Consider the following 20,141-nt stretch of genomic DNA (forward strand, 5'->3'; position numbering starts at 1 on the left):
CTGCATGTCCTAAATTTTATTTACAGGAAGCTGAGCCCCTATGGCGACAGTTTTATATACGATATTGAGTGTATGAGGAGTGCTGACAAAGCAAAAGCACAACATGGGCCGGTAGATCAGGGGAAGATCGCTACCTTGGCATGGTAGAGGCCTCGGGTTCAATTCCCGACCGGTCCACTTAAAAATATTTATATTCGATTTCTCTTTTTAAATTGTTATTAAAATTTGATCTCTCTTTTTAAATTGTTATTAAAATTCGATTTCTTTTTTGAATTATTATTAAAATTGACTCAGTTCCAAAATCTAGTGATTTTTGATTTTTATGGTTATCACTAGATTTTGGCATTGTGTCTTAAAATTCGTTTTTAGATTATTATTAAAGATTATCTCCCTGGGAATTGTTTTACCATAGTTTGCAGTGATTACAGAATGATTCACTTTATAGCTGTCAATTCCGGAAGAATACCTTTTTTAACAAAAAAGTATGAAAAATGAAACGCAGTGAAACGTTTCATTTTACTTTTCGCCTGATCATTTTGGAATCGTTTTATAAATCAATATACATATCAGGCTTAATAAGAGAATGCCTGCTATGCTGTATACAGGAGAAGCATCAGGGAATTTCATTTTTTCTTTCTGCCCCGAATTTGTCCCGGCATTAGATCCCGCAGTTCCATCATCTTCTCCCTGCAGAGCCCGCGTTTCCAGCCCGTTTTCCTCTCTGGAAATATTCCCTGCACTACCTGCCGCTTCACCTGTTATCACAAAAAAGGAGAAGCCAGGGACATGGGCTATGAAATACAGAAATTTATCATCTTCCTCTGAGAGTTTAGCTTCAAGTTTCGACCATTTTTTATCGCTGTATCTGTTCAGTACAATCGAGTCCGGGTCAATGTTTTTATCCCGAATCCAGGATTTTTCAACTTTGAAACAGATAACCGGATTTTCAATATTCTTTGAGCTTGCAAAACCGCTGTTTCCCACCCACACGTTAAATGATTTGTAAGTCTCTCCTCCAGGTATTTTAGAAACAAGTGTAGATTTGCTTTTTAATTCTTCTACGATTGTTGTGGTCTTTCCTGCATTCTTCTTGGGGTCAAATCCCACATATACTACACAAGTAGCATTCTTTGTGAAATCAAACTTTACAGCCTTGCCGTTTTGAATGAAAGTCTGTGAAATTTCTTTTGTTTTAACGTTTCTTGCGGGTTCGGGAGATCCACCACCGCCTCCGCCACTGCTGCTTCCGCTGCTGCTCCCTCCACTGCTGCTTCCTCCACTACTGCTTCCTCCCTCATTGCTCCCATCGTTACTGCTTCCTCCCTCATTGCTCCCATCGTTGCTGCTTCCTCCTGAATTGGTCGCTTCCAGCACAATTATTGTAGCAGTCTTTGAAGCTGTCCCATTGGAATTGCTTACTGTCAGATTCGAGGTGTAAGTTCCTGCAGTATTATACACATAAACAAAACTTGTTTCACCTGAGTCTTTTATTCCGTCACCGTTAGCGTCCCAGCTTCTTGAAGCTGCATTTTGTGAAAGGTCTGTGAATAAAACAGACAGGGGAGGATAACCGGTGGTGGTATTGGCGTTGAAATTTGCTGCAGGGAGGATAGGAGCTTCTTTTTTCAGCACGGTTATTACAGCGGTTTTTGTAGAAGTCCCGTTTTCATTGATTACTGTCAGGTTGACAGTAAAGTCTGCGGGGTATCCATACACAAAAACCGGATTCTGTTCTACAGAGTCATATTTCCCATTGTCGTTAAAGTCCCATCTCCAGGAAACCGCATTTTTCGAAAGGTCTGTAAACGCGACAGTAAGAGGGACACTCCCATACGTTGTATTTGCCCTGAAATCTGCTTCAGGAAGTACAGGCTCAGTCTCCGTCCCTGGGGTTACCAGGGGCAGATAATCAATCTCTTTTTCATCAATATAATATGGTTGCTCGGCTATGCCATCTCCATTTAAATCGTAATGCGTCTGGGAAAAGCCTTTGCCATCAGGTTTTGCCCAGTAATTTCCTGCAATATAAGGGCCACCTACAATATTATTCTCTGCGGTTCTGGTAGTATTCCACATGTCTGGAAAATCATGATACTCCCCGAAAATTATATTGTTAGAGTTATAAAAATTATTATTGTAAATCGTACTACCACCGTGTCCGTTATGGAAAATTCCAGACTCTTTATTGGACGTGATAGTGTTCCCCACAATTGTGGCACCGCCTTCGTACATCAGGGCTATACCCTGACCATTTTCCGCAATTATATTGCTCTCAATTTGTGGATACCCTAAATCTCCCACAGTGATGCCTGTGCCACATTTTGAAACCCTGTTGTTGTTGATAATAGCGTTGAAATAACATTCGCCGACATAAATTCCAGTCCCACAACTTGAGATATCATTATCATTTATTGTAAAGGTGGAATATATATTCGTGTCAATGCCGGTGCCGTGGTCCAGTATTATATTATTTTCAATTATACTGTCAGCGTATTCTTCAAGTGCTATGGCGTAAGAACTGCCAGTGCCCTTCAGAGTGAAACCTTTAATGGCTATTCTCTGTGCGTTTTGCGTAAGATAAAAGCCATTTCCCTGAATTACCGTGTCCTCAGGATTTTCTGATTGAGACTGAATTCTTAAACTGGATGTATCGAGGGTAATATCCCCCTCGTAAGTACCGGGATTTACAATTATAGTATCCCCGTTAACTGCGGCGTTTACCGCAGACTGGATAGTCGTATAGTTTCCTGTTCCGTCGTCATCAACATAAAGCGTCATAGCTGCCGTACTGCCAGTAATAACCTGAAATGCAAGAACCAGCGTGAATAAGATAGATAATTCTCTTTTCATCTTCCACACGAGAAAAACCCCTGAAAACTTCTTAGCACATGAACTGCAGTGGTAACTCAAATCCCATTTCCAGCCGAATAAGTACCAGCATGGTTACGATTTTTAATTTGAAGGGTAAAAATACCTGAAACATACTTTTTAAGTTTCAGAAATAATTTATTTTACGAAATTGGCAAAAGATATAAAATTAACTAAATTATCCATATTCAACCCGAAAATTGGATTTTTTATGTTTAATGAAGGAAAAATCCCAGGCAATGCAGGCGGAATTGCGGCACGGATTGGCGTGCCTGGAATGAAGTCCGGAAGAAGCGTATCAAGAAGCGTCTCATTTACTGGCTAAGATTTCCGGAAAATTAAGGTCAGAGCACTTCCGGCTTGATGTGCAGCACAGAATTACCAGTCATTGCAGCCATCCTGTGAGAGCTGCCGGATTTGAAGCACGCTACATTTTAAATATTTAAAAAATATAACTGGCATATATGCGGAAAGTTACTGCAGCGATAACAGGACTGGTTCTTCTTTCTTTTATTCTTTCAATCTATTTTTATCCTCAGGTCCCTGACCAGATGGCTACTCACTGGGACTCTCAGGGAGAGGTAAACGGCTATATGTCAAAGTTCTGGGGGACCTTTTTCATGCCCCTCCTGATTACGGGGCTTGTAATTTTGTTCCTGGTGATTCCGAAAATTGACCCGAGAAAAGAAAACATAGAAATGTTCAGGAAACACTATGAAGGATTCAGGTTAATATTGATCCTGTTTCTGGTCATGGTTCATCTCCATATACTTCTCTGGAACACAGGAACTCAGATAAGTCCCAATGCCGTGATTCCGCTCGGTATAGGGCTTCTATTCTATTATGCAGGGGTTCTTACGGAAAATGCAGAGCAAAACTGGTTTATAGGCATCAGGACGCCCTGGACTCTGAGCAGTGAGAAGGTATGGAAAAGGACAAACCGTCTTGGAGGGAAATTATTCAGGATAGCAGGAATAACCGCATTCTCAGGAGTTTTTTTCCCTGAATATGCAATCTACTTCATCCTTGTTCCTGCAGTCATTGTAGTCGTGATTACTGTTGTTTACTCATATCTCGAATATAAAAAAGAACTTAAAGAAAAATAAGCAGAGTTAAAAAACAGCCAGCAGAGAAGATGGATAAGAATCCAAATCCTGAGCCGAACTCCAGAAAGTAGGATTTAAAGATTTCCGTAATTTTTATTTACTGAAGTCCTATTTTAACCGTTTTCCAGCGCCTTTTTTATCAGTACGTTTATGTAACATGCTTTCGTTTTGTCCTATTGATTGTTATGACTGAGGATATAATTGAAAATTCGAATAAAGTAGTCGAAAAAGGAGATGCTGTATCCGTCCATTATGTAGGTAAACTTGATGACGGAACGGTATTCGACACATCGGAAAAAGAAGAAGCCATGGAGGCAGGCATATACAACGAAATGAGGGACTATGAACCTCTGAAATTCACCGTCGGAGCCGGACAGATGATCAAAGGCTTTGACGAAGGTGTGGTCGGAATGAAAGCGGGGGAAGAAAAAATCCTTAAAATCCCTCCAGAGGAAGCATATGGGGAATACGTGGAAGAATATGCAAGGGAACTTCCGCGTGATGCTGTGGATTTCGTTCCGGAAGTAGGGATGCAGCTGGCTACGGAAACCGGGCTCAGAGGCACTGTGACAGAAGTAGGCGAGGAAAATTTTGTTATTGATTCCAACCATGCACTTGCAGGCAAGACCCTTACATTCAAAGTAAAGGTCATTTCAGTGGAGGAATGAAAAAAATGAGGGTCGGGAAGAGTACAATATATTTCCTGACAATGCTGCTTCTGGCAAGTATGGTTTTAGGAAGCGGATGCACGGATAACGGCAGCGGAGACGGCAGGGCTGTAAAAGCAGGAGATACGGTCCAGGTAGATTATGTGGGAAAATTTGAGAATGGCACCGTTTTTGATACTTCTATAGAAGAAGAAGCACAGGAAGCAGGCATATACAATGCACAGAGAGAGTATGTACCCCTGAACCTTACTGCTGGTTCCGGCCAGGTAATTGAGGGTTTTGATGAAGGGCTGATAGGAATGAAGGAGGGCGAAGAGAAAACCCTGACTATTCCTCCTGAGAAAGCCTATGGGGAATACAATGAAAGCTGGGTTCAGGCAGTCCCTCTTGAAGAGCTCAATATGTCAGAAAAGCCTGAAGTAGGGCAGGTATACAGCAGCATATACGGAGGCCAGTTTAAAGTCATTGCCGTAAATGAGACGCACGTTACTTTTGACCCTAACCATGAACTCGCAGGCGAGACTCTTGTTTTCGATGTAAAGCTCGTATCAATCGAGTGATGTTAAGTTAATTGAACCGGTCCAGAACCGGTTTATATTTCTTTAATTAGATTCATCTGTCCGGCATTCCGGAATTTTTCCTGGCTGCCGGAAAAGCTTCAGAGAAAAAAATAACAGGAGAAGGGAGAATGGAGAACCCCCGGACTGTAAAAAAGGGAGATTATGTCCTTATTGATTACACTGGAAAATTTGAAAATGGAACGGTATTTGACACCACTCTAAAAGAGAAAGCTCTTGAGGCCGGAATATATGGTGAAGAAAAGGACTACAGGCCTTTCTTTTTCAGGACAGATACCCGGCAGGTGATAAAAGGCATTGATGAAGGCGTCCTTGGGATGCGGGAAGGAGAAGAAAAAACCCTTAAAATACCTCCCGCAGAAGCCTACGGAGAACATAAAGATTATCTCGTCCAGAAAATCCCTCTTCTCCGGCTTGAACTGAAAGAGCCTCCGGAGCCGGGAAAGACAATCATAACCCCCGGAGGAAGGATAGTTAAGGTGCTTAACTCCACGGAAACTTACGCAATCCTTGACTTTAACCATGAGCTTGCAGGCAAAACCCTGATCCTTGAAATAAAGCTCGTCTCCATCGTGAACAGGCCTGAAATGTGAGCCGATCCCTGAATAAAACGTAAAGCGGTTCCGGGATACAGAGTCCGGAATGTATAACCTGCATGAAATATAAAGATGCGAAATTCTACTCATCCTGAGGTCTAATCTGGTTCTTGAAATAGATTTATCTTCATTAAAATTCAATATAAGTTAATTCAGGAACCAAGACTGGACAGTGATGAAAGATGGAAAAGGAAGAGAAAGTCGTGGTGGTGCTGCTTATTATGGCACTGTCGTCTCTTTCGACAGCATACGTATTTTTCGGTTCGGAACTTGCAGGTGCGGGACAATCAGGAGAAAGAGCCCTTCAATACACCCACGAATCAGGTGTTGGGGAAAAAGTAACTCTTGACGCTGAGGTTTTAAGCAAGAGGTTTACATACACCGGAGAGCACCTCCTTTTAGATGTGGATTTCGACTCGGAAGTCCTGAGCGTTTTTATCCCGAAGAACGCAGGAGCTGAAGCCCTGAACAGCATGATCCATGAAGGGGACCTAATAAGCATAACAGGTACTGTCTCAGAATATAAGGGGAAAAAAGAGATAAATGTGGAAAAGAAAGAAGATATCACGCTGAAGTAATACCTTGCTATGAAAACCGACATTTTATCATTAAATTTTACGGTATCACCCTCTCTCTGGAATAACCGTTATCAATAAACTTCAAAATGGAACAATATATCGTTAACAATATATCCATAGAACAACATTGGGAAAAATATGAAAGCATGTATCATGTGCGGAGGTGCAGGGACAAGGCTCAGACCGCTGACCTTCAAACACCCTAAACCCAGCATACCGATTCTCAATAAACCGTCAGTAAGGCACCTGATAGAGCACCTTTCAAGAGAAGGGTTCAATGAAATAGTTATGACCCTGGGATATATGGGGGAGCGCATAGAAGAACAGCTCGGGGACGGGCACATATTCGGGGTACATATTGAGTATGTGTATGAAAAGGAGAAGATGGGCACTGCAGGCGGGGTTAAAAACGCAGAGGAGTATCTGAAAAATGAGCCTTTTATCGTGCTTGGGGGAGACCACGTACTTAACCTTGACCTGAGGGAGATGTACCGTTTTCACGAGACCAATGACGCAATAGTGACCATAGGGCTACTTTCAATTGATGACCCGAGAGAATTCGGGATTGCGGATATGGATATAAATAACAGGATCCACCGCTTCCTCGAAAAACCCAAGTCCGGGCAAATTTTTAGCAACCTTGCAAGTACAGGCATTTACATCTGTGACCCCGAAATCTTCGACTGGATACCCGAGAATAAAAAGTATGATTTTGCAAAAGACCTTTTCCCTTCCCTGCTTGCAGCAGATGAAAAAATTAACGGCATGCTTGTCCGGGGGAAATGGACTGATGTAGGGAGTTCGGCAGCTTACAGGCAGGCCCAGCGCTGGATGCTTGACGCTCTTCCCGGGACCACTATAGAAGGAAACTTTACGACAAGAAACGCAAGAATACGCGGGCCTTTATCCATAGGAAACAACGTTTGCATAGGTTCGAATTCTTCCCTTGTAGGACCGATTGTTATAGGGGAAAACACTGTAATAGGTGACAACGTCCTTGTGGGGCCTTACAGCGTAATAGGCGCGAACTGCACTATTGACGACAATGCAAAAATTCTTTCATCCTATCTTTTTGATTATGTCTCTATAGGAAAAGGCTCCAATATCTCAGGGTCAGTGGTTGCCGATGAAACAGCTGTAGGGGAAAAATGCAGCCTTGAAAACGGGACAGTGATCGGGCACAGAGTGACCATAGGAGATAACTCCACCATACATTCGGGAGTTAAAATATGGCCTGAAGTGATAATTGATAATGATTCCAGTATAGAGGAAACAATTGTTAACCTCAATTATGATACCTCACAGGAAGGGTCGTGAACAGGGCTTAAAAGTCGGGTTTCCAGGATCAGGTACATATTTCCGGTAAAATGTGTTTTCATAGTTGTTTCGGGTTTAAAAAGGAGAACTTTTAATAAATGTTTTAATAAAAATATAATAAAGGGATTTTATCCTGAAGCAGTTCCGTCCTGTTATTCTTCATTCAGGACGGGCTATGATCATTTCCTTATTTTTCTCCTGTGTTACTGTTTCAGGAAGGTCTATGATCGTTTTCTTATTTTTTCCTGTGTCCCTGTGTCGTTCAGTATATATTGTAAAAAGTAGTTTCTATTGTAAAAAGTAGTTTCCTTATACAGGATTATAGCTACTAAAAAATAATATAAGAGATTTCAATGGGCAGGTATAAAAAATGGTTTATAGGGTCGCTGCTTATCAGCGCAATATCAATTGCCCTGGTTACGTGCCTGACTTATAATTCGGAAACAATAGAAGCTCTGAGAGAGATTAGGCTGGAATATATCCTCGGAGCCGTGCTCCTCCATGCCTTCTCTTACCTTATATGGGGGCTTCGGATCCGGGCTCTGTGCAAAGCCCTTGGGCACAGGATAGGCATCCTCAAAGTTACTGAAATAGTTATTTCGAGCACCTTTGTGGCTGGAATTACTCCTTCTTCCGCAGGCGGAGAGTTCCTCAGAGTTCACAGTCTGAACAGGAACAGAATTCCCACTGGCAGAGCTACAGCAATCGTCGTGGGGGAACGTCTCCTTGATGCGATTTTCATCTTTTCCAGTCTGCCTTTCGCGTTTTACATTTTTGGAGACGTCCTTTCGGATTATAAGTTCGATGCGGTTTTCTTAACAGCAAACCTGCTTGTGTTCGTAATTTTTGTACTGGTTATTTACGGTGTCTGGAAACCCCAGAAAATGAAGCATATAACTCGCAGGATATCAGGGAAACTTGCTCCTTTTTTCGGGAAAAAAACCGATACAGCCATTTCACACCTTATGGAGCAGATAGACAGGGAAATAGATCATTTTCATGACAGTGTCAGAATCTTTTTCTCGGAAGGAAAAAAAGGGCTTCTCTGGGGAATTTTCTATACTTTTATCTTCTGGACCCTGGAGTTTACACTGCTCGTCCTAGTTCTCATGGGCCTTTCAAATACCCCTTCAATTCTAACCGCCTTTGCAGCCCAGGTTCTTCTGGCAATCATAATGATAATACCTGCAACCCCAGGGGCAAGCGGAGTTGCCGAACTGGGAGCGGCTTCTATCTTTTCTGTTTTTGTGGATTCATCAGTGCTGGGGATTACGGTACTCGCATGGAGAGCCCTGACATACCACATGAATCTTTTTATAGGAGGGATAATTAGCCTGAAAATGATTAAAGACGCTGACCTGATAAGTAAAATAAATGGAGACTGCCTGACCCGGAACAGTGAATAAGAGGATATATCCGTATTGCATAGAAACCGTTGTCAGCAGAGAGAATTCCTGCATCCGGACCAGTACAGATTTATATTTTATTCTCACTAAATTTATGTTATGCTGTCCAGAGAACTCGTCTTTGAAATTCTGAGAAAAAGTGTTCATCTGGTCTCAATTTTTATAGTCCTTATTTACGAGTTTTTTGGGAAAGACGCAATTCTCTGGGTGCTGATGGTCTTTCTTGTAACTGTCCTTTTCCTTGAATATCTCCGCCTCGAAAAAGGCATGAGGATTCCTTTTTTTTATATGATGTACAGGGAAGAGGAAGCAAACCGCCCTGGAGGTCACATCTATTTTGCCCTGGGAGCAATTGCAGCGATATCCCTCTTCAGCAGGGAAATTGCCTATGCCGCAGTCCTTATGACTACATTCGGAGACCTTGTTGCAGCCCTTATAGGAAAGTCTTACGGAAAAAGAAGGATTTTCAGAGAAACTTTTAAAAACGACAAATCCCTTGAAGGCTCAGTTTCCGAGTTTATCACAGATCTGCTGGTCGGGCTCGTTATAACTGGAAACCCAATTGTATCTCTTGTTATGGCTTTTATTGCAACCCTCACAGAAACCGCAGTAAACAGGATAGACGATAACCTTGTAATTCCAGTATTCTCCGGTTTTTCAGGGCAGATGACCCTGTTTTTGCTGGCATATTTATAACTCAAATGTAGTGAAAAATAGATCTTCTGGCTTGCCCACAGCCCGTTTTTTAAAAGAAGAATGAAAAAGAAGAAAAACAGGTTAAGAAAAAAGCAAAGTAATAAAAAAGGAAGGGGAGAAGGAGGGTTATGCTGCTTTTTCCTCCCCAGCTTCTCCCTGTGCCTGCGTAAGCCTTCTCATTTCCTTTATGCGCCTGGCTATTACTTCTGAAAGGTAAAGGATGAGAGCTGCAAGAAGCACGTGCATTTTCAGGCTAACCGGCTCATTTGACTCTTTTTGCGAGTTCTGCCTCGCGTCTTTCAGAAGAGAGGCTCTTGCTTCCTTTTCAGTATAGATCTTGCCCCCTGTTGCAACAATATAGGACTCAATATCCTTATTGTGCCCGACCTCGAGGTACTCAAGAGCATAATTTACTGCAAGGGGGTAGCCGGAGATGTCATGAATACCGATATTTACAGGGTTGACACTTGTTTCATATGTATTCCTTCCTGTGAGGGCGAGGTCAAGCTGGGCTCCGTTCAGTTTGAGCTGCGGAATTCCCTCATCGTACATAATAAGGGTAAGGTCGGAAGGGGTGCCGAGCCAGGTATCAGGGGCATCGACAACAGCGCCCACTTCTGCCTGTGGGTTTCCTATAGCCCAGTTAGCCGTGCCTGAAATAAGTTTGCTGTTTGACCCGTTGTACAGAACCGAAGACCATCGAACACCTCCTCCTTCCCCGTTATCCGTGGTAAAGGCTGCAACGCGCCCGAGTCCGAAACGCCATGTTGTAAGCACAGGTTGCCCTGTAATCGTGATAACAAGGCGTTCAGCTCCGGCTTTAGGGGTAACCTGGTTATATCCTGTAATACTCGCATTGGTGAGGTTCACACTTCTGGTGATGAAGTGGTCAGGGGAATATTCAAGAAGTGGATAGGTCCCGTTATACTCGGGTTCCTCTTCCTCAGTTTCGTCAGGAGCTTCTGCAGGCTCTTCAAATACGATGTTTGCCCTCTCCCCCATCTCTATATGTTGATAATTGCCTTCAAGCCCGATTTCCTGCATCAGCATTTCAGCATAGTAGTTCCGGGTCCTGTCAGCCTGTGATGGAGCAGAAGAGCGGATATGGATAAAATAAAGGTTCACACCCATGTCCTTCAGTTCCTGTGCAATCTGAACGCTCTGGCCATAGGACTCCTCAATCCCTCCGTCAGAGATTACAATAGCATCAAGCTCGCCATCTTCACTTTCAAGCATCTGTTTTGCAATGCCAAGCCCCTGGTCAAGAGAGGTCTGGGTTTCGTTAGTTGGAGTCAGCTTCGAGACTTTCTCTTTCAGGATTGCAACGTTATGAGGCAGCCCCATAAACACAAACCCGCCGGAAACATCATAAGCTGCGTTGCCGAATGCTATAACTGCAACATTTGCATCCTTCAGGTTGTCTTCTTCAAGGATCCTGACGGCATTTGAAAGGATATCTCCCTGAGTCTTGTGAGCAACTGTACTTGGAGATACATCCAGGAGAAGGATAAGATTTCTACCTCCCCTAAACTCGGAAGGCTTTGAAATCACAGGCAGGACTTCTTCAAGGGAAGAGTTAAGGTAGTTTCCATAGTTGTAAGCCCGGTCTCCTCCGACGACGATAAGTCCGCCTCCGTTGCTGACGTAATTTTTGATCTCCTTTATCTCAGCGTCGGAAAATGAGTTTATATACTGGTTGTCAAGAACAAGAACCTTACTATCTGTAATATTCCCTGCTCCGGGATAGCCGTTTGCAACCGAGACTTCATACAGATTGCTCAGGACTTTAGCCAGAGGGGAACCTGTCTCATTTGTGACAAGCGTGATTTCAGGTTTTGGTATCACATAAATGGACTTGAAGAATTCATTATTAATTTCTTTTAAATCCCCTCCGGATATATCACTGATCTTTACACTTATATTATGGGCGCCAAGCGTGGTAAAAGCCTGGTTAATCGGGATGGTATTATTCCTTGTATCCTGAGTAAACTGCCTGCTCTGGGAAATCTTTCCATCCACAAAAACTTCAAGGAAATAACTGACACTCTGTTCTGAAGCCTGGCGGACAACTATCTCAAACTCGTTCTGATTGTCCACAACCACTTTCTTATCCCCGAGTATCTCAACACTGAGGTCATTTGTTTCAAGCTCGGGCTGGACAAGGTAAACCGTGGTATTTGTGTCTTTTGCAAATTCCAGGGCTTCGGTCAGGTCCTTTCCGGAGTTGCTGTTCCCATCGGTAACAAGCACTATCTGGTTTCCAAGCCCGGAATACTGGGTCACAGCATCCCCGAGAGTGGTCTTTTCCCCGGTAAGCTGTACAAGAGCGGTCGGGGTTTTTGCCGTCAGGGATTCATACAGGTCAGTACCTGCCCCTTCAGGGAAAATCCCCATGCTTGCAGTCTGGTCCTGAACAAGCACAATCGAAGGGTCTTCTTCACTGACAGTCCTGGTAACCGTTGTATAGGGCGAAGCCAGGGCAAGGATAAGGAGAAGGGAAACAAGTACTCTCCATTCCACAAGTTTCGTTTTCGTTTTCCGCAGTAGATAAAAGCCTGCAATAATGACCGGAATAATAAGCAGAAGCATCTCAGGGCTTTCAAGGGCTATGTTCACAGTTCACCCCTCCCGCGGACGATAAGGATTTCAAGCAGCATAAGCAGGAACAGGATTCCTATAAGATAATTGGTAATCTCGTTTCTTGCAGTATAGGTCTCGGACTTCATGGTTTTGGGCTCATCATTTTCAAGTGAACGACTGATAAGTTCCGAGGAGTCCACTGTGGTATTTGATTCCCTGTCATCATACATATTGACTGCAATCCTCTTGCCTGATACTTCGTATATCCCCACTTCGTCGTAAAGCAAACTGTTTGCTGTCAGGGTTTTTGAGGGAGTCCGGATTTCCTCGGTTTTTGAAAGGGAAGTGACCGTACCTGCTTCAAGGTTGTACTCTGAGATGTCACCAATTCCTCCGAGCCATTCAACAAGCTTTATCCAGAAAACCGGGTATTCAGGCAGGTTATGGAAGTTGTTCCAGGCACCGTCTCCGAGCTCGTCATTAAGACCCATATAAAATATGGTTCCCTTACCTGTCTGCCAGTAGCTTAGTAGAGGTATGCCGCTTTCCGTGGCTACGAGGGTTGTGGAACCTGTCCTTTCCGTTGCGTTCATATATCTGCGTACTGATATTTCTTCACTTTTCATATCTTCCGTGATGCTGCTTTTGAGAGTTTCTTTAACTTTAAGCCCGTTTTCTGCCTCTTCTACTCCAAGAGGCTTTACAGGCAGGAGTTTAACAAGGCCAACCTCGGTTTTCTCCGGGGAAAGGGCTTCGCTTGCAATAAAGACTGCATTTCCTCCGTTCCGCACGTAAGTTTCTATTTTATCCACAGAGCTGTTGGCAATGGGGTTCTGTTTCTGGGCAAGCACAACCAGTGTATAGCTGTCAAGGGCAGAAGGCAGAGACTTCCGAATTTCAAGATCAATATTCGGGACCAGGGAAAGTGCTGTTTTTGAAGGCAGCTTCCCATTATCCGTGACATAGAGGATATGCTGTCCGGAAGTGTCCGGAATGGAGATATAGGCTTTGTTGTCAACGTCCAGGCTATCATCAACATTCAGGCTGATTGTGGTGGTGCCGGGACCCAGGTTTGCAAGTTTGAACTGGTTTGTGCCGCCTGCAGGGACGTCAAGGGTAAAGGACTTTGAAGCATTTCCAGAAGTCCCTCTTCCGGTCATGATTTCAACGGTTTTACTTTCGCTCCTGTAGTTTTTAACCACGCCCGTATAACCGTATTCTCCGTCAACGGCTTCAATCCACCCATTAATGATCCCTATATTTTCCGCGGGCTTTCCGACCTTTATGAAATTAACCTTAAGCCCGTAGGACTCAGCCAGGTTTTTGGAGGCTACAGGGTCATCCCCTACCCAGTTAGTAAAGTCTGAAATGACAATAATCCTGCCCCCTTCTTCAGAGAGGAGGCGCATACCTGTAGTAACGGCTGCAGACAAATCGGCAGTACCGGCTCCGGGTTTGACCTTATTGAAAATGTCTTCAGCAGCTGAAGCGCTTCCGCCTTCAAGGGCAAGCTGGGGGATGTTGGAAGCAAGGATTATGCTGTTTTTTTTGCTAACATAGCCGTCGGCAATTCGAACAGCATCTTCAAAACGGGAATCTACCTGCATGCTTGCCGAAGTGTCAAGTACAAGTACGGTATGCTCTCCGCTAAGAGGCTCTTCTGAAGTATAATAGTAACCAGCCGCTCCAATGGAAAGTAGGATCAGCATAAGGAGCTGGATCAGGAAAAGTGGGTCACGAACGACTTTTGTGAGAGAAGCATAAACCCGTTTTCGTTCCCTGTCAAGCTTGAGGACAAACATCAACGAGGGAATAGAAAGCACTGCTGGCTTCGGGCGGAGCATGTAAATAATTATAAGCGGGATGACACTCAGGAGAGCGGCAAGAGCAAGGGGGTTTTGAAAAGGCATTTTTAGCGTCTCCTTCTCCTGATAGTATTGTAGAAAGCATTAAAAACAGGAGTGTCGGTTGTAAAGGTATAGAACTCGGCTCCGACCTTCATGCAGGTCTTTTTAATTCTTGCACTGTGGTCGTCAAGCTTTCTGGTGTAGCGTTCCTTGAAATTATCACTGATATAAGTCCTTATTTCCTCTCCTGTCTCAAGGTCTACAAGCTTGCTGTTTCCCTGAAGAGGGAGCACTTTTTCCGTGGGGTCAAGAACCTGGATCACGATAAGGTCGTGGTCGGAAAGCCTGTGAAGAGCTGTTTCTATTGCCTCAGGTTCCTGCATGAAGTCCGAGATAAGGATCACAAGCGACCTGGACTTGATTTCCCGGCTGTACTTTGTAACTGCTTCCCCGATAGAAGTCATTCCGGACAGTTCAAGTTCGCTCAGTCGGTCAATTGCCCGCATAAGGTTTTTTCTGCCCCTGCTGGGTTTATTTATCTCAATCTCATCCGTAAAAGTGGATATGGCAAACCTGTCATTGTATTTGGTCACCATATAAGCAAAACCCGCAGCAAGCATGGCAGAATATTCGAATTTTGAAGTCCCCTTCTCAGGATAGTCCATACTTTTGCTGGCGTCCAGAAGGATATGGGTTGTAAGGGTTTTTTCTTCCTCAAACTGCCTTACATAGAGCTTCTCAGTCCTCGCATAAGCCTTCCAGTCTATATCTTTCAAAGCGTCGCTTGAGTCGTATTCCCTGAACCCGATAGTATCTATGCCGTGTCCGCTTCGGGTTGACGGACGGTTTCCGGCATAGACCGTGGATACCCTCTTCCGCACCGAAAAGGTAAAGCGGTCAAGCTGCTTGAAAAAGTCCGTTTCGATTTTTTGTTTTGTGCGAGTCATTCTGGATCGTCAGCCGAAAAGCCCGGTTCTGCCGGACCTGGAAAACCTTTCTGGTTTTTATTTTTTTCCTGCATCCTGTACGGTTGTATTTTAAGAACCTGCTCAATTACAGTCCTTTCAGACTCCGATATCCCGGAAAATTCCATTCATCTAATTTCTTTGCCTGTTTTATTTAACCTTCTTAATAATTTCTTCGATAGCCTGATCAGGTGTCATCCCGCTTCTTTCTGCTTCAAAAGTCAGGATCAGCCTGTGGCGGAGGACAGGGTAAGCCATGTAGTCAATATCCTCTTTGCTCACGAAGTTCCTGCCCTGTATAAGGGCTCTTGCCTTTGCTGCAAGAATGAGTCCAATGGATGCACGCGGAGAAGCCCCGTACTCAATGTGTTCCTTATCTTTGCGGGTCATTGACACAATAGAAAGGACGCGCTGCTTGAGTTCTTCTGAAATGGGGACCTGACGGGTAAGTTTTTGCAAATCGAGAAGTGTGGATTTGTCCAGCCCCTTGGTGATCTTCGGGGTTTCGGACTTCGTATATCGGTTTATGATCTCCATTTCTTCTTCAAAGGATGGATAGTCTACAAGGATCTTCAAGAGGAAACGGTCTAACTGGGCTTCGGGAAGGGGATAGGTCCCCTCCATTTCTATGGGGTTCTGGGTAGCAAGGATAAAGAAGGGGCGGTCAAGCAGGAATGTATCGTTTCCGACAGTTACCTGTTTTTCCTGCATGGCTTCAAGAAGGGCGGACTGAGTTTTGGGAGAAGCACGGTTAATCTCGTCTGCAAGCACGATATTTGCAAAGACAGGCCCGGGTTCAAACCTGAACTCCTTTTTATTATCTGTCTCCTGAATCATGTTGGTACCTGTAATGTCAGAAGGCATCAGGTCAGGGGTACACTGGATCCTGCTGAATTTCAGGTTCATTGCTTTTGAGATAGTGGAAATCATCAGGGTTTTTCCAAGCCCCGGGTTGCTTTCTACCAGGGCATGCCCTTCACAGAGGATGGAGATTATGATCTCTTCCACAACCCTGTTCTGACCCACTATTACATTTCCTATCTCTTCAAAAAAACTTTTAAAAATCCTGCCTGCGTTCTGGTAGGTCGTAGCGGCCTGCCCCGAATCGGTATTAATCTCATTCATGTCTGCTTCACCCTTAGAGTTGCTGTTTTTGCGGGACCCGAGCCCGCTCCTGCTGAACCTTATCCGTTAACGTAACAAAATACTTTCAAAAACAGTCTGACTGTTACTCCAGATACAGCTGTTAATTTATACAGTTTGTTATTCAAAAACTGTTTTCCGATAATTTTCGATTAAATTGAGGGGTAAGTCTGTCTTCAGTTAAGTTCAACTTCAACCAAGTCCGGATTCAATTATAACCAGCTTGGGACGATTTTTATATCATTCTTCTGCTAGTTGTTCAAAATAACTCTGGATAACACTTCTGTACCCTTCGGGAAGGTTCTCATAATAAGACTGAGAAGCGATGGCTTCAGGGTTATAGATATCCGACTGGATGAATGATTCGTTATTCTGTTCTCCTTCCTCCTGGCTAGTGAAGCCCTGACCTGCACCAGGAGGGATCTTCAGGTCTACATCCTTGCCCTCGACCACGATAACAGCCGGCTCTCCAAAAAGTTCACTGTTGTCCTGCGGGTCCGAGGAGGTCCCGCCGTTTTCCTCCACAGAAACAATGTCCGAATTCGATCCAGAGAAAGGAAGATTTTCAATCACTTCACTGAAGTCGGTAGGAGTTATATCTGTATGATAGTCTGTAACCGCTATATATGTAGAACCAGAGCCTGTAAGCAACATCGCTCCAAGCCCTATTATTACCAATCTCTTATTCAAGAGGGATGAGGGTTTTATTGGCTTTAGATCAATAATTACCCCACCGAGAAGATCCTTAACAATTATGTTTTCTTTATCCCTGTTATCGTATGCTGTCCTTAATCTTTCCTTAAGTGTTGGGAAATTTTCCTCGATAAGTTTTATGGCATCTTTTTTTTCTTTCCGCTTGTATCTAATGGCAGTAATTATTAGAGCAATAATTAGTTCTACAAGTATAATACCTAAAGTTTCAAACACAACCTTAAACCCTAGAATATCATATTTAATCCCAGTATAAGGTTCAAAAACACTAAATATCGAAAATATATCTTCCATATTAGTTAATGAAAAGATTATATACAAAGTAAGGAACGCTGTGACGAAATCAAACAGAGTGTATAATAGCCTGTAAACCCGAACTGCAGATTCATACTTTTTTATTGATATTTCAAGATCCAAATCATCACATCGCGCAAACTTTACTAAGTTTTTTAAGGTATTTAACCATTTTTAATCTTTCCGTTCACTTCTTGAAAGCTGGATAGGAACCCAGTACCTTTAATGTGCTGGACCTTGATTTCTTACTAGCTTTTGATTTTATATCTTCTAAGGCATCTTTTATAAGCACATCGCTTATGTTTCCTTCAAGGTCGATATAGAAGTAGTAATCCCCCAGCTCTTTTTTAGAAGGTCTTGATTCTATTTTTGTAAGGTTGATCCCTCTTTTTGCAAAAAATCCCAGAGGCTCGTATAAAGCACCTGGCCTGTCTTTTTCCAGATATACTATAAGAGACGTTTTGAATGCATAAGAACTGGAATTTTCTGTTCCGGTTTCCGTTTCAGAACATAACTTATGCTCTGCATTCCTGCCGAAAACTGTGTTCAATTTTTCACCGGAATCTGCTTTTCCCTTAATTTTCCCGGATAAAACTTTTTCTCCGCCCCTGACCACAATAAAGCGTGTATGGTTTTCTTTCCTGTCCTGAACATTTGAGAGCAGGATTTTGAGCCCGTAACGTTCCGCAGCTTCAGGAGACGCAATTGCTGCCATTTCCTCAAACTCTCCTGCCAGCCGGGCTGCGTGGGAAGTGCTGCCCGTACTCCTGAGTTCAGCTTCAGGAAAATGTGTCTTCAGGAAATGCCTGCACTGGGCAAGCCCCTGGGGGTGGGAAAGAATAACCCTGATCTTCTCAGGCTCGCCTTTAGAAAGGAGGCAGTGCTCGATTTTGACGACTATTTCTCCAATAATGACAGCCTCGTTTTCAAGAAGGAGGTCAAGAGTGACTCCTACGGAACCTTCGATGGAGTTTTCTACAGGGACTACTGAGATATCTGTTTTCCCTCCCACTGCAGCCAGAAAAGCATCTTCTATATCTGCGAAGTAGTGAAACTCTGCGCCCCTCAGCCCATTTTTCCGAGCCCATAATTTTGCAGCCCTTTCCGAATAAGAGCCTTCCGGCCCCATGACGCCTATAATCATCCGAAGGTTAATTGGGGGGATGGTAATAATAATTTTTGATAGCACCCCAATTGCGCTTCGGGATCGCATGAAATCGAAGATTTCATAGGAGTTGTGATTTAATCGCAACAGTACGCGGTCTGTTTCACTCGCTTCGCTCGCTCAAGCAGACTAATTGATGGGTTATGACAGTGAGCTTAGCTCAAGAGGACGAATTTGTGAGTAATTAAAGTTAATTTTTCCCCGGATTCTGTTTATCTTCCAGTTCTTCCTGAAGGTCAAGTTTCTCGCCGGCGTTCCAGAGAAGGTCGAACTCTTCTTTCAGGTTTTTTGCAAGACCGCTATCCCGGACTTTTACGACTGAAAGTACCCTGTCACGGTCTGTGGGATGGGGCTGGAAAAGAACAACTATGCTATCGTCAACGATTCCGAAGCAGGAATTGGAGTTCTGGACCAGCCTGATATCAAGGCCTTTTTTCAATTTTTCGAGAATTTCTCCCTCCTGATGGGAAAGCACGGAGGCAAGGGCCATAAAACGCGGGGAAATCATCAATTTGATCCGGACACCCCTGTCAATAGCCTTTGTGATTTCCGGAAGCAGGTAGAAGACGATGGAAATTCCGAAAACGGGAGGGAGGACACATACCGATTTTTTGACTTCACTGTAAATAGAAACGGCAAATTTTTTAATTTCAGATTCTGTGATAGCGGTTGTCCAGAAGAATTCATCTTTTCTTTTTTGAGTGGGGACCGCTTTCAATACCGATTTTGCCTCTTCTACAGAGCTTTTTAAAAATGCCATTTCTCTTTCGACTTCGGCTTTTCTCCTCTCAAAAAAAGTATCAAGAGCAAGTTCAGGGTCAACAGCCCTGAACTTTTTGGGCCTTGAAGCCTGGACTTCCACAAAACCCTTTCCTGCCAGGGACTCAAGGACAGAATAGATTTTTCCGTAGGGCACCTCAGAATCCCTGTAGATGTCACTTGCTTCGGAAACACCTAGCTTCAACAGAGAAAGGTAGGCAGCCGCTTCATAAGCATTAAGACCAACTTCCTGCAGGAGCTGTTCATTCTGCATATTGGAATCTGGGATTTAATATCTTAAAACAGTTTCGAAAAAAGATACGCATAAGATGCAGAAATGCTGATTCTTATGCAAAAAACGTTTTTTCGGTCGGAAATTTCCGGAAAAATGTTCAGGTCTGAAGCGGCTTTAGTTTATGCTTTTAGTTTTATTCCTATTTTATTTGAGTAATTTCAATGCGTCTCTGCAGGCTGCTACGGCAGGGGCTCCCGAGGTTATGAATATCACATCCATAACTTCCATTATTTCCTCTTTGGTAGCACCGTTCTTGAGGGCGCTCTGCATCTGTACAACGGTACATCTTTCACACTGCTTGGATGCAACTACTGCAAGCGCTATCAGAATCTTGACTTTTGCGGGCAGGGCGCCATCTGACAGCAGTTTTTTGTTGCATCTGTTATATTTTTTCAGGGAATCGCTGTCAAGGCATCCAAGTATCTCAAGAATGTGCGGAGTAAAACCCAGTTTCTCACTCATACTTTCCAGTAATTCTTCATGTTCAAGGTCTCTGTGTTCTTCCATATTTGTTAACCCCCAGTTTGATGTTACATTAAAATCTATATGCTTATTATTTATCTATTCCT

Annotated in this window: 19 protein-coding genes and 1 tRNA gene; 10 read left to right on the forward strand and 10 right to left on the reverse strand. The window is 43.5% G+C overall.

Translation table 11 applies throughout. From position 1 onward, the window contains the following. Nucleotides 1-105 precede the first annotated feature (105 nt). Nucleotides 106-177, forward strand: a tRNA-Ala gene (locus MSMAS_RS04850). A gap of 354 nt (nt 178-531) precedes the next feature. Here the strand turns inward: MSMAS_RS04850 and MSMAS_RS04855 are convergent. Next, nucleotides 532-2,850 (reverse strand): PGF-pre-PGF domain-containing protein, encoded by a 2,319-nt coding sequence (locus tag MSMAS_RS04855; protein ID WP_155395394.1) that lies wholly within the window; start codon nt 2,848-2,850, stop codon nt 532-534. A 169-nt stretch (nt 2,851-3,019) separates the two neighbouring features. Here MSMAS_RS04855 and MSMAS_RS18640 point away from each other — a divergent pair, with 169 nt between their 5' ends. The 9 genes from MSMAS_RS18640 (at nt 3,020) to MSMAS_RS04895 (ending at nt 9,813) form a co-directional block, all read left to right on the forward strand. Next, complete coding sequence (locus MSMAS_RS18640; protein WP_155395192.1) at nt 3,020-3,193, forward strand: hypothetical protein; 174 nt, start codon at nt 3,020-3,022, stop codon at nt 3,191-3,193. Nucleotides 3,194-3,332: 139 nt separating this feature from the next. Next, nucleotides 3,333-3,974: an SdpI family protein gene (locus tag MSMAS_RS04860; RefSeq protein ID WP_011032337.1), complete on the forward strand. Its 642-nt coding sequence runs from the start codon at nt 3,333-3,335 to the stop codon at nt 3,972-3,974. Nucleotides 3,975-4,159: 185 nt separating this feature from the next. Continuing rightward, on the forward strand, nt 4,160-4,642 hold the full coding sequence (locus MSMAS_RS04865) for an FKBP-type peptidyl-prolyl cis-trans isomerase (RefSeq protein WP_048046349.1): 483 nt from the start codon (nt 4,160-4,162) through the stop codon (nt 4,640-4,642). 5 nt (nt 4,643-4,647) lie between these two features. Next, nucleotides 4,648-5,202 carry an FKBP-type peptidyl-prolyl cis-trans isomerase gene (locus MSMAS_RS04870; RefSeq protein WP_048045987.1) on the forward strand — a complete coding sequence of 185 codons (555 nt, stop codon included), beginning with the start codon at nt 4,648-4,650 and terminating at the stop codon, nt 5,200-5,202. Nucleotides 5,203-5,330: 128 nt separating this feature from the next. Further along, nucleotides 5,331-5,813: an FKBP-type peptidyl-prolyl cis-trans isomerase gene (locus MSMAS_RS04875; RefSeq protein WP_011032334.1), complete on the forward strand. Its 483-nt coding sequence runs from the start codon at nt 5,331-5,333 to the stop codon at nt 5,811-5,813. A gap of 185 nt (nt 5,814-5,998) precedes the next feature. Further along, the gene (locus MSMAS_RS04880; RefSeq protein WP_015411053.1) at nt 5,999-6,394 is read left to right on the forward strand and encodes an OB-fold nucleic acid binding domain-containing protein; all 396 of its coding nucleotides are present in this window, start codon (nt 5,999-6,001) and stop codon (nt 6,392-6,394) included. A gap of 138 nt (nt 6,395-6,532) precedes the next feature. Continuing rightward, complete coding sequence (locus MSMAS_RS04885) at nt 6,533-7,711, forward strand: nucleotidyltransferase family protein (RefSeq protein WP_011032332.1); 1,179 nt, start codon at nt 6,533-6,535, stop codon at nt 7,709-7,711. Between the two features lie 353 nt (nt 7,712-8,064). Continuing rightward, complete coding sequence (locus MSMAS_RS04890) at nt 8,065-9,117, forward strand: lysylphosphatidylglycerol synthase transmembrane domain-containing protein (protein WP_011032331.1); 1,053 nt, start codon at nt 8,065-8,067, stop codon at nt 9,115-9,117. 99 nt (nt 9,118-9,216) lie between these two features. Then, on the forward strand, nt 9,217-9,813 hold the full coding sequence (locus MSMAS_RS04895; RefSeq protein WP_011032330.1) for a diacylglycerol/polyprenol kinase family protein: 597 nt from the start codon (nt 9,217-9,219) through the stop codon (nt 9,811-9,813). A gap of 126 nt (nt 9,814-9,939) precedes the next feature. Here MSMAS_RS04895 and MSMAS_RS04900 read toward each other — a convergent pair whose 3' ends face one another. From MSMAS_RS04900 to MSMAS_RS04935, 9 genes are all read right to left on the reverse strand, one after another. Continuing rightward, complete coding sequence (locus tag MSMAS_RS04900; RefSeq protein ID WP_011032329.1) at nt 9,940-12,429, reverse strand: vWA domain-containing protein; 2,490 nt, start codon at nt 12,427-12,429, stop codon at nt 9,940-9,942. After that, nucleotides 12,426-14,303, reverse strand: a complete 1,878-nt coding sequence (locus MSMAS_RS04905; protein ID WP_011032328.1) for a vWA domain-containing protein — start codon at nt 14,301-14,303, stop codon at nt 12,426-12,428. The genes MSMAS_RS04900 and MSMAS_RS04905 overlap by 4 nt, the downstream gene beginning before the upstream one ends. Before the next feature lie 2 nt (nt 14,304-14,305). Continuing rightward, entirely contained in the window at nt 14,306-15,187 is an 882-nt protein-coding gene (locus MSMAS_RS04910) for a DUF58 domain-containing protein (RefSeq protein ID WP_011032327.1), read from the reverse strand. Continuing rightward, nucleotides 15,184-15,333: a hypothetical protein gene (locus MSMAS_RS18645; protein ID WP_155395193.1), complete on the reverse strand. Its 150-nt coding sequence runs from the start codon at nt 15,331-15,333 to the stop codon at nt 15,184-15,186. Before MSMAS_RS18645 ends, MSMAS_RS04910 begins: the two co-directional genes overlap by 4 nt. A 22-nt stretch (nt 15,334-15,355) precedes the next feature. After that, the gene (locus MSMAS_RS04915) at nt 15,356-16,330 is read right to left on the reverse strand and encodes an AAA family ATPase (RefSeq protein ID WP_011032326.1); all 975 of its coding nucleotides are present in this window, start codon (nt 16,328-16,330) and stop codon (nt 15,356-15,358) included. A 258-nt stretch (nt 16,331-16,588) separates the two neighbouring features. Beyond that, nucleotides 16,589-17,476, reverse strand: coding sequence for a DUF7502 family protein (locus MSMAS_RS04920; protein WP_011032325.1), 888 nt, complete (start codon nt 17,474-17,476; stop codon nt 16,589-16,591). Between the two features lie 64 nt (nt 17,477-17,540). Continuing rightward, nucleotides 17,541-18,497, reverse strand: coding sequence for a prephenate dehydratase (gene pheA / locus MSMAS_RS04925; RefSeq protein ID WP_048045986.1), 957 nt, complete (start codon nt 18,495-18,497; stop codon nt 17,541-17,543). A 211-nt stretch (nt 18,498-18,708) separates the two neighbouring features. Further along, nucleotides 18,709-19,551: a TrmB family transcriptional regulator gene (locus MSMAS_RS04930; RefSeq protein WP_011032323.1), complete on the reverse strand. Its 843-nt coding sequence runs from the start codon at nt 19,549-19,551 to the stop codon at nt 18,709-18,711. Nucleotides 19,552-19,716: 165 nt separating this feature from the next. After that, on the reverse strand, nt 19,717-20,079 hold the full coding sequence (locus MSMAS_RS04935) for a carboxymuconolactone decarboxylase family protein (RefSeq protein WP_048036903.1): 363 nt from the start codon (nt 20,077-20,079) through the stop codon (nt 19,717-19,719). Nucleotides 20,080-20,141: the final 62 nt, after the last annotated feature.

This window comes from Methanosarcina mazei S-6 (assembly GCF_000970205.1).
Classification (GTDB): Archaea; Halobacteriota; Methanosarcinia; order Methanosarcinales; family Methanosarcinaceae; genus Methanosarcina; species Methanosarcina mazei.

Bases quoted from the DNA above. Each gene is read 5' to 3' on its own strand.
- MSMAS_RS04855 (WP_155395394.1), bottom strand. From the start codon at position 2,850: ATGAAAAGAGAATTATCTATCTTATTCACGCTGGTTCTTGCATTTCAG.
- MSMAS_RS04860 (WP_011032337.1), top strand. From the start codon at position 3,333: ATGCGGAAAGTTACTGCAGCGATAACAGGACTGGTTCTTCTTTCTTTT.
- MSMAS_RS04865 (WP_048046349.1), top strand. From the start codon at position 4,160: ATGACTGAGGATATAATTGAAAATTCGAATAAAGTAGTCGAAAAAGGA.
- MSMAS_RS04870 (WP_048045987.1), top strand. From the start codon at position 4,648: ATGAGGGTCGGGAAGAGTACAATATATTTCCTGACAATGCTGCTTCTG.
- MSMAS_RS04875 (WP_011032334.1), top strand. From the start codon at position 5,331: ATGGAGAACCCCCGGACTGTAAAAAAGGGAGATTATGTCCTTATTGAT.
- MSMAS_RS04880 (WP_015411053.1), top strand. From the start codon at position 5,999: ATGGAAAAGGAAGAGAAAGTCGTGGTGGTGCTGCTTATTATGGCACTG.
- MSMAS_RS04885 (WP_011032332.1), top strand. From the start codon at position 6,533: ATGAAAGCATGTATCATGTGCGGAGGTGCAGGGACAAGGCTCAGACCG.
- MSMAS_RS04890 (WP_011032331.1), top strand. From the start codon at position 8,065: ATGGGCAGGTATAAAAAATGGTTTATAGGGTCGCTGCTTATCAGCGCA.
- MSMAS_RS04895 (WP_011032330.1), top strand. From the start codon at position 9,217: ATGCTGTCCAGAGAACTCGTCTTTGAAATTCTGAGAAAAAGTGTTCAT.
- MSMAS_RS04905 (WP_011032328.1), bottom strand. From the start codon at position 14,303: ATGCCTTTTCAAAACCCCCTTGCTCTTGCCGCTCTCCTGAGTGTCATC.
- MSMAS_RS04910 (WP_011032327.1), bottom strand. From the start codon at position 15,187: ATGACTCGCACAAAACAAAAAATCGAAACGGACTTTTTCAAGCAGCTT.
- MSMAS_RS18645 (WP_155395193.1), bottom strand. From the start codon at position 15,333: ATGGAATTTTCCGGGATATCGGAGTCTGAAAGGACTGTAATTGAGCAG.
- MSMAS_RS04915 (WP_011032326.1), bottom strand. From the start codon at position 16,330: ATGAATGAGATTAATACCGATTCGGGGCAGGCCGCTACGACCTACCAG.
- pheA (WP_048045986.1), bottom strand. From the start codon at position 18,497: ATGATTATAGGCGTCATGGGGCCGGAAGGCTCTTATTCGGAAAGGGCT.
- MSMAS_RS04930 (WP_011032323.1), bottom strand. From the start codon at position 19,551: ATGCAGAATGAACAGCTCCTGCAGGAAGTTGGTCTTAATGCTTATGAA.
- MSMAS_RS04935 (WP_048036903.1), bottom strand. From the start codon at position 20,079: ATGGAAGAACACAGAGACCTTGAACATGAAGAATTACTGGAAAGTATG.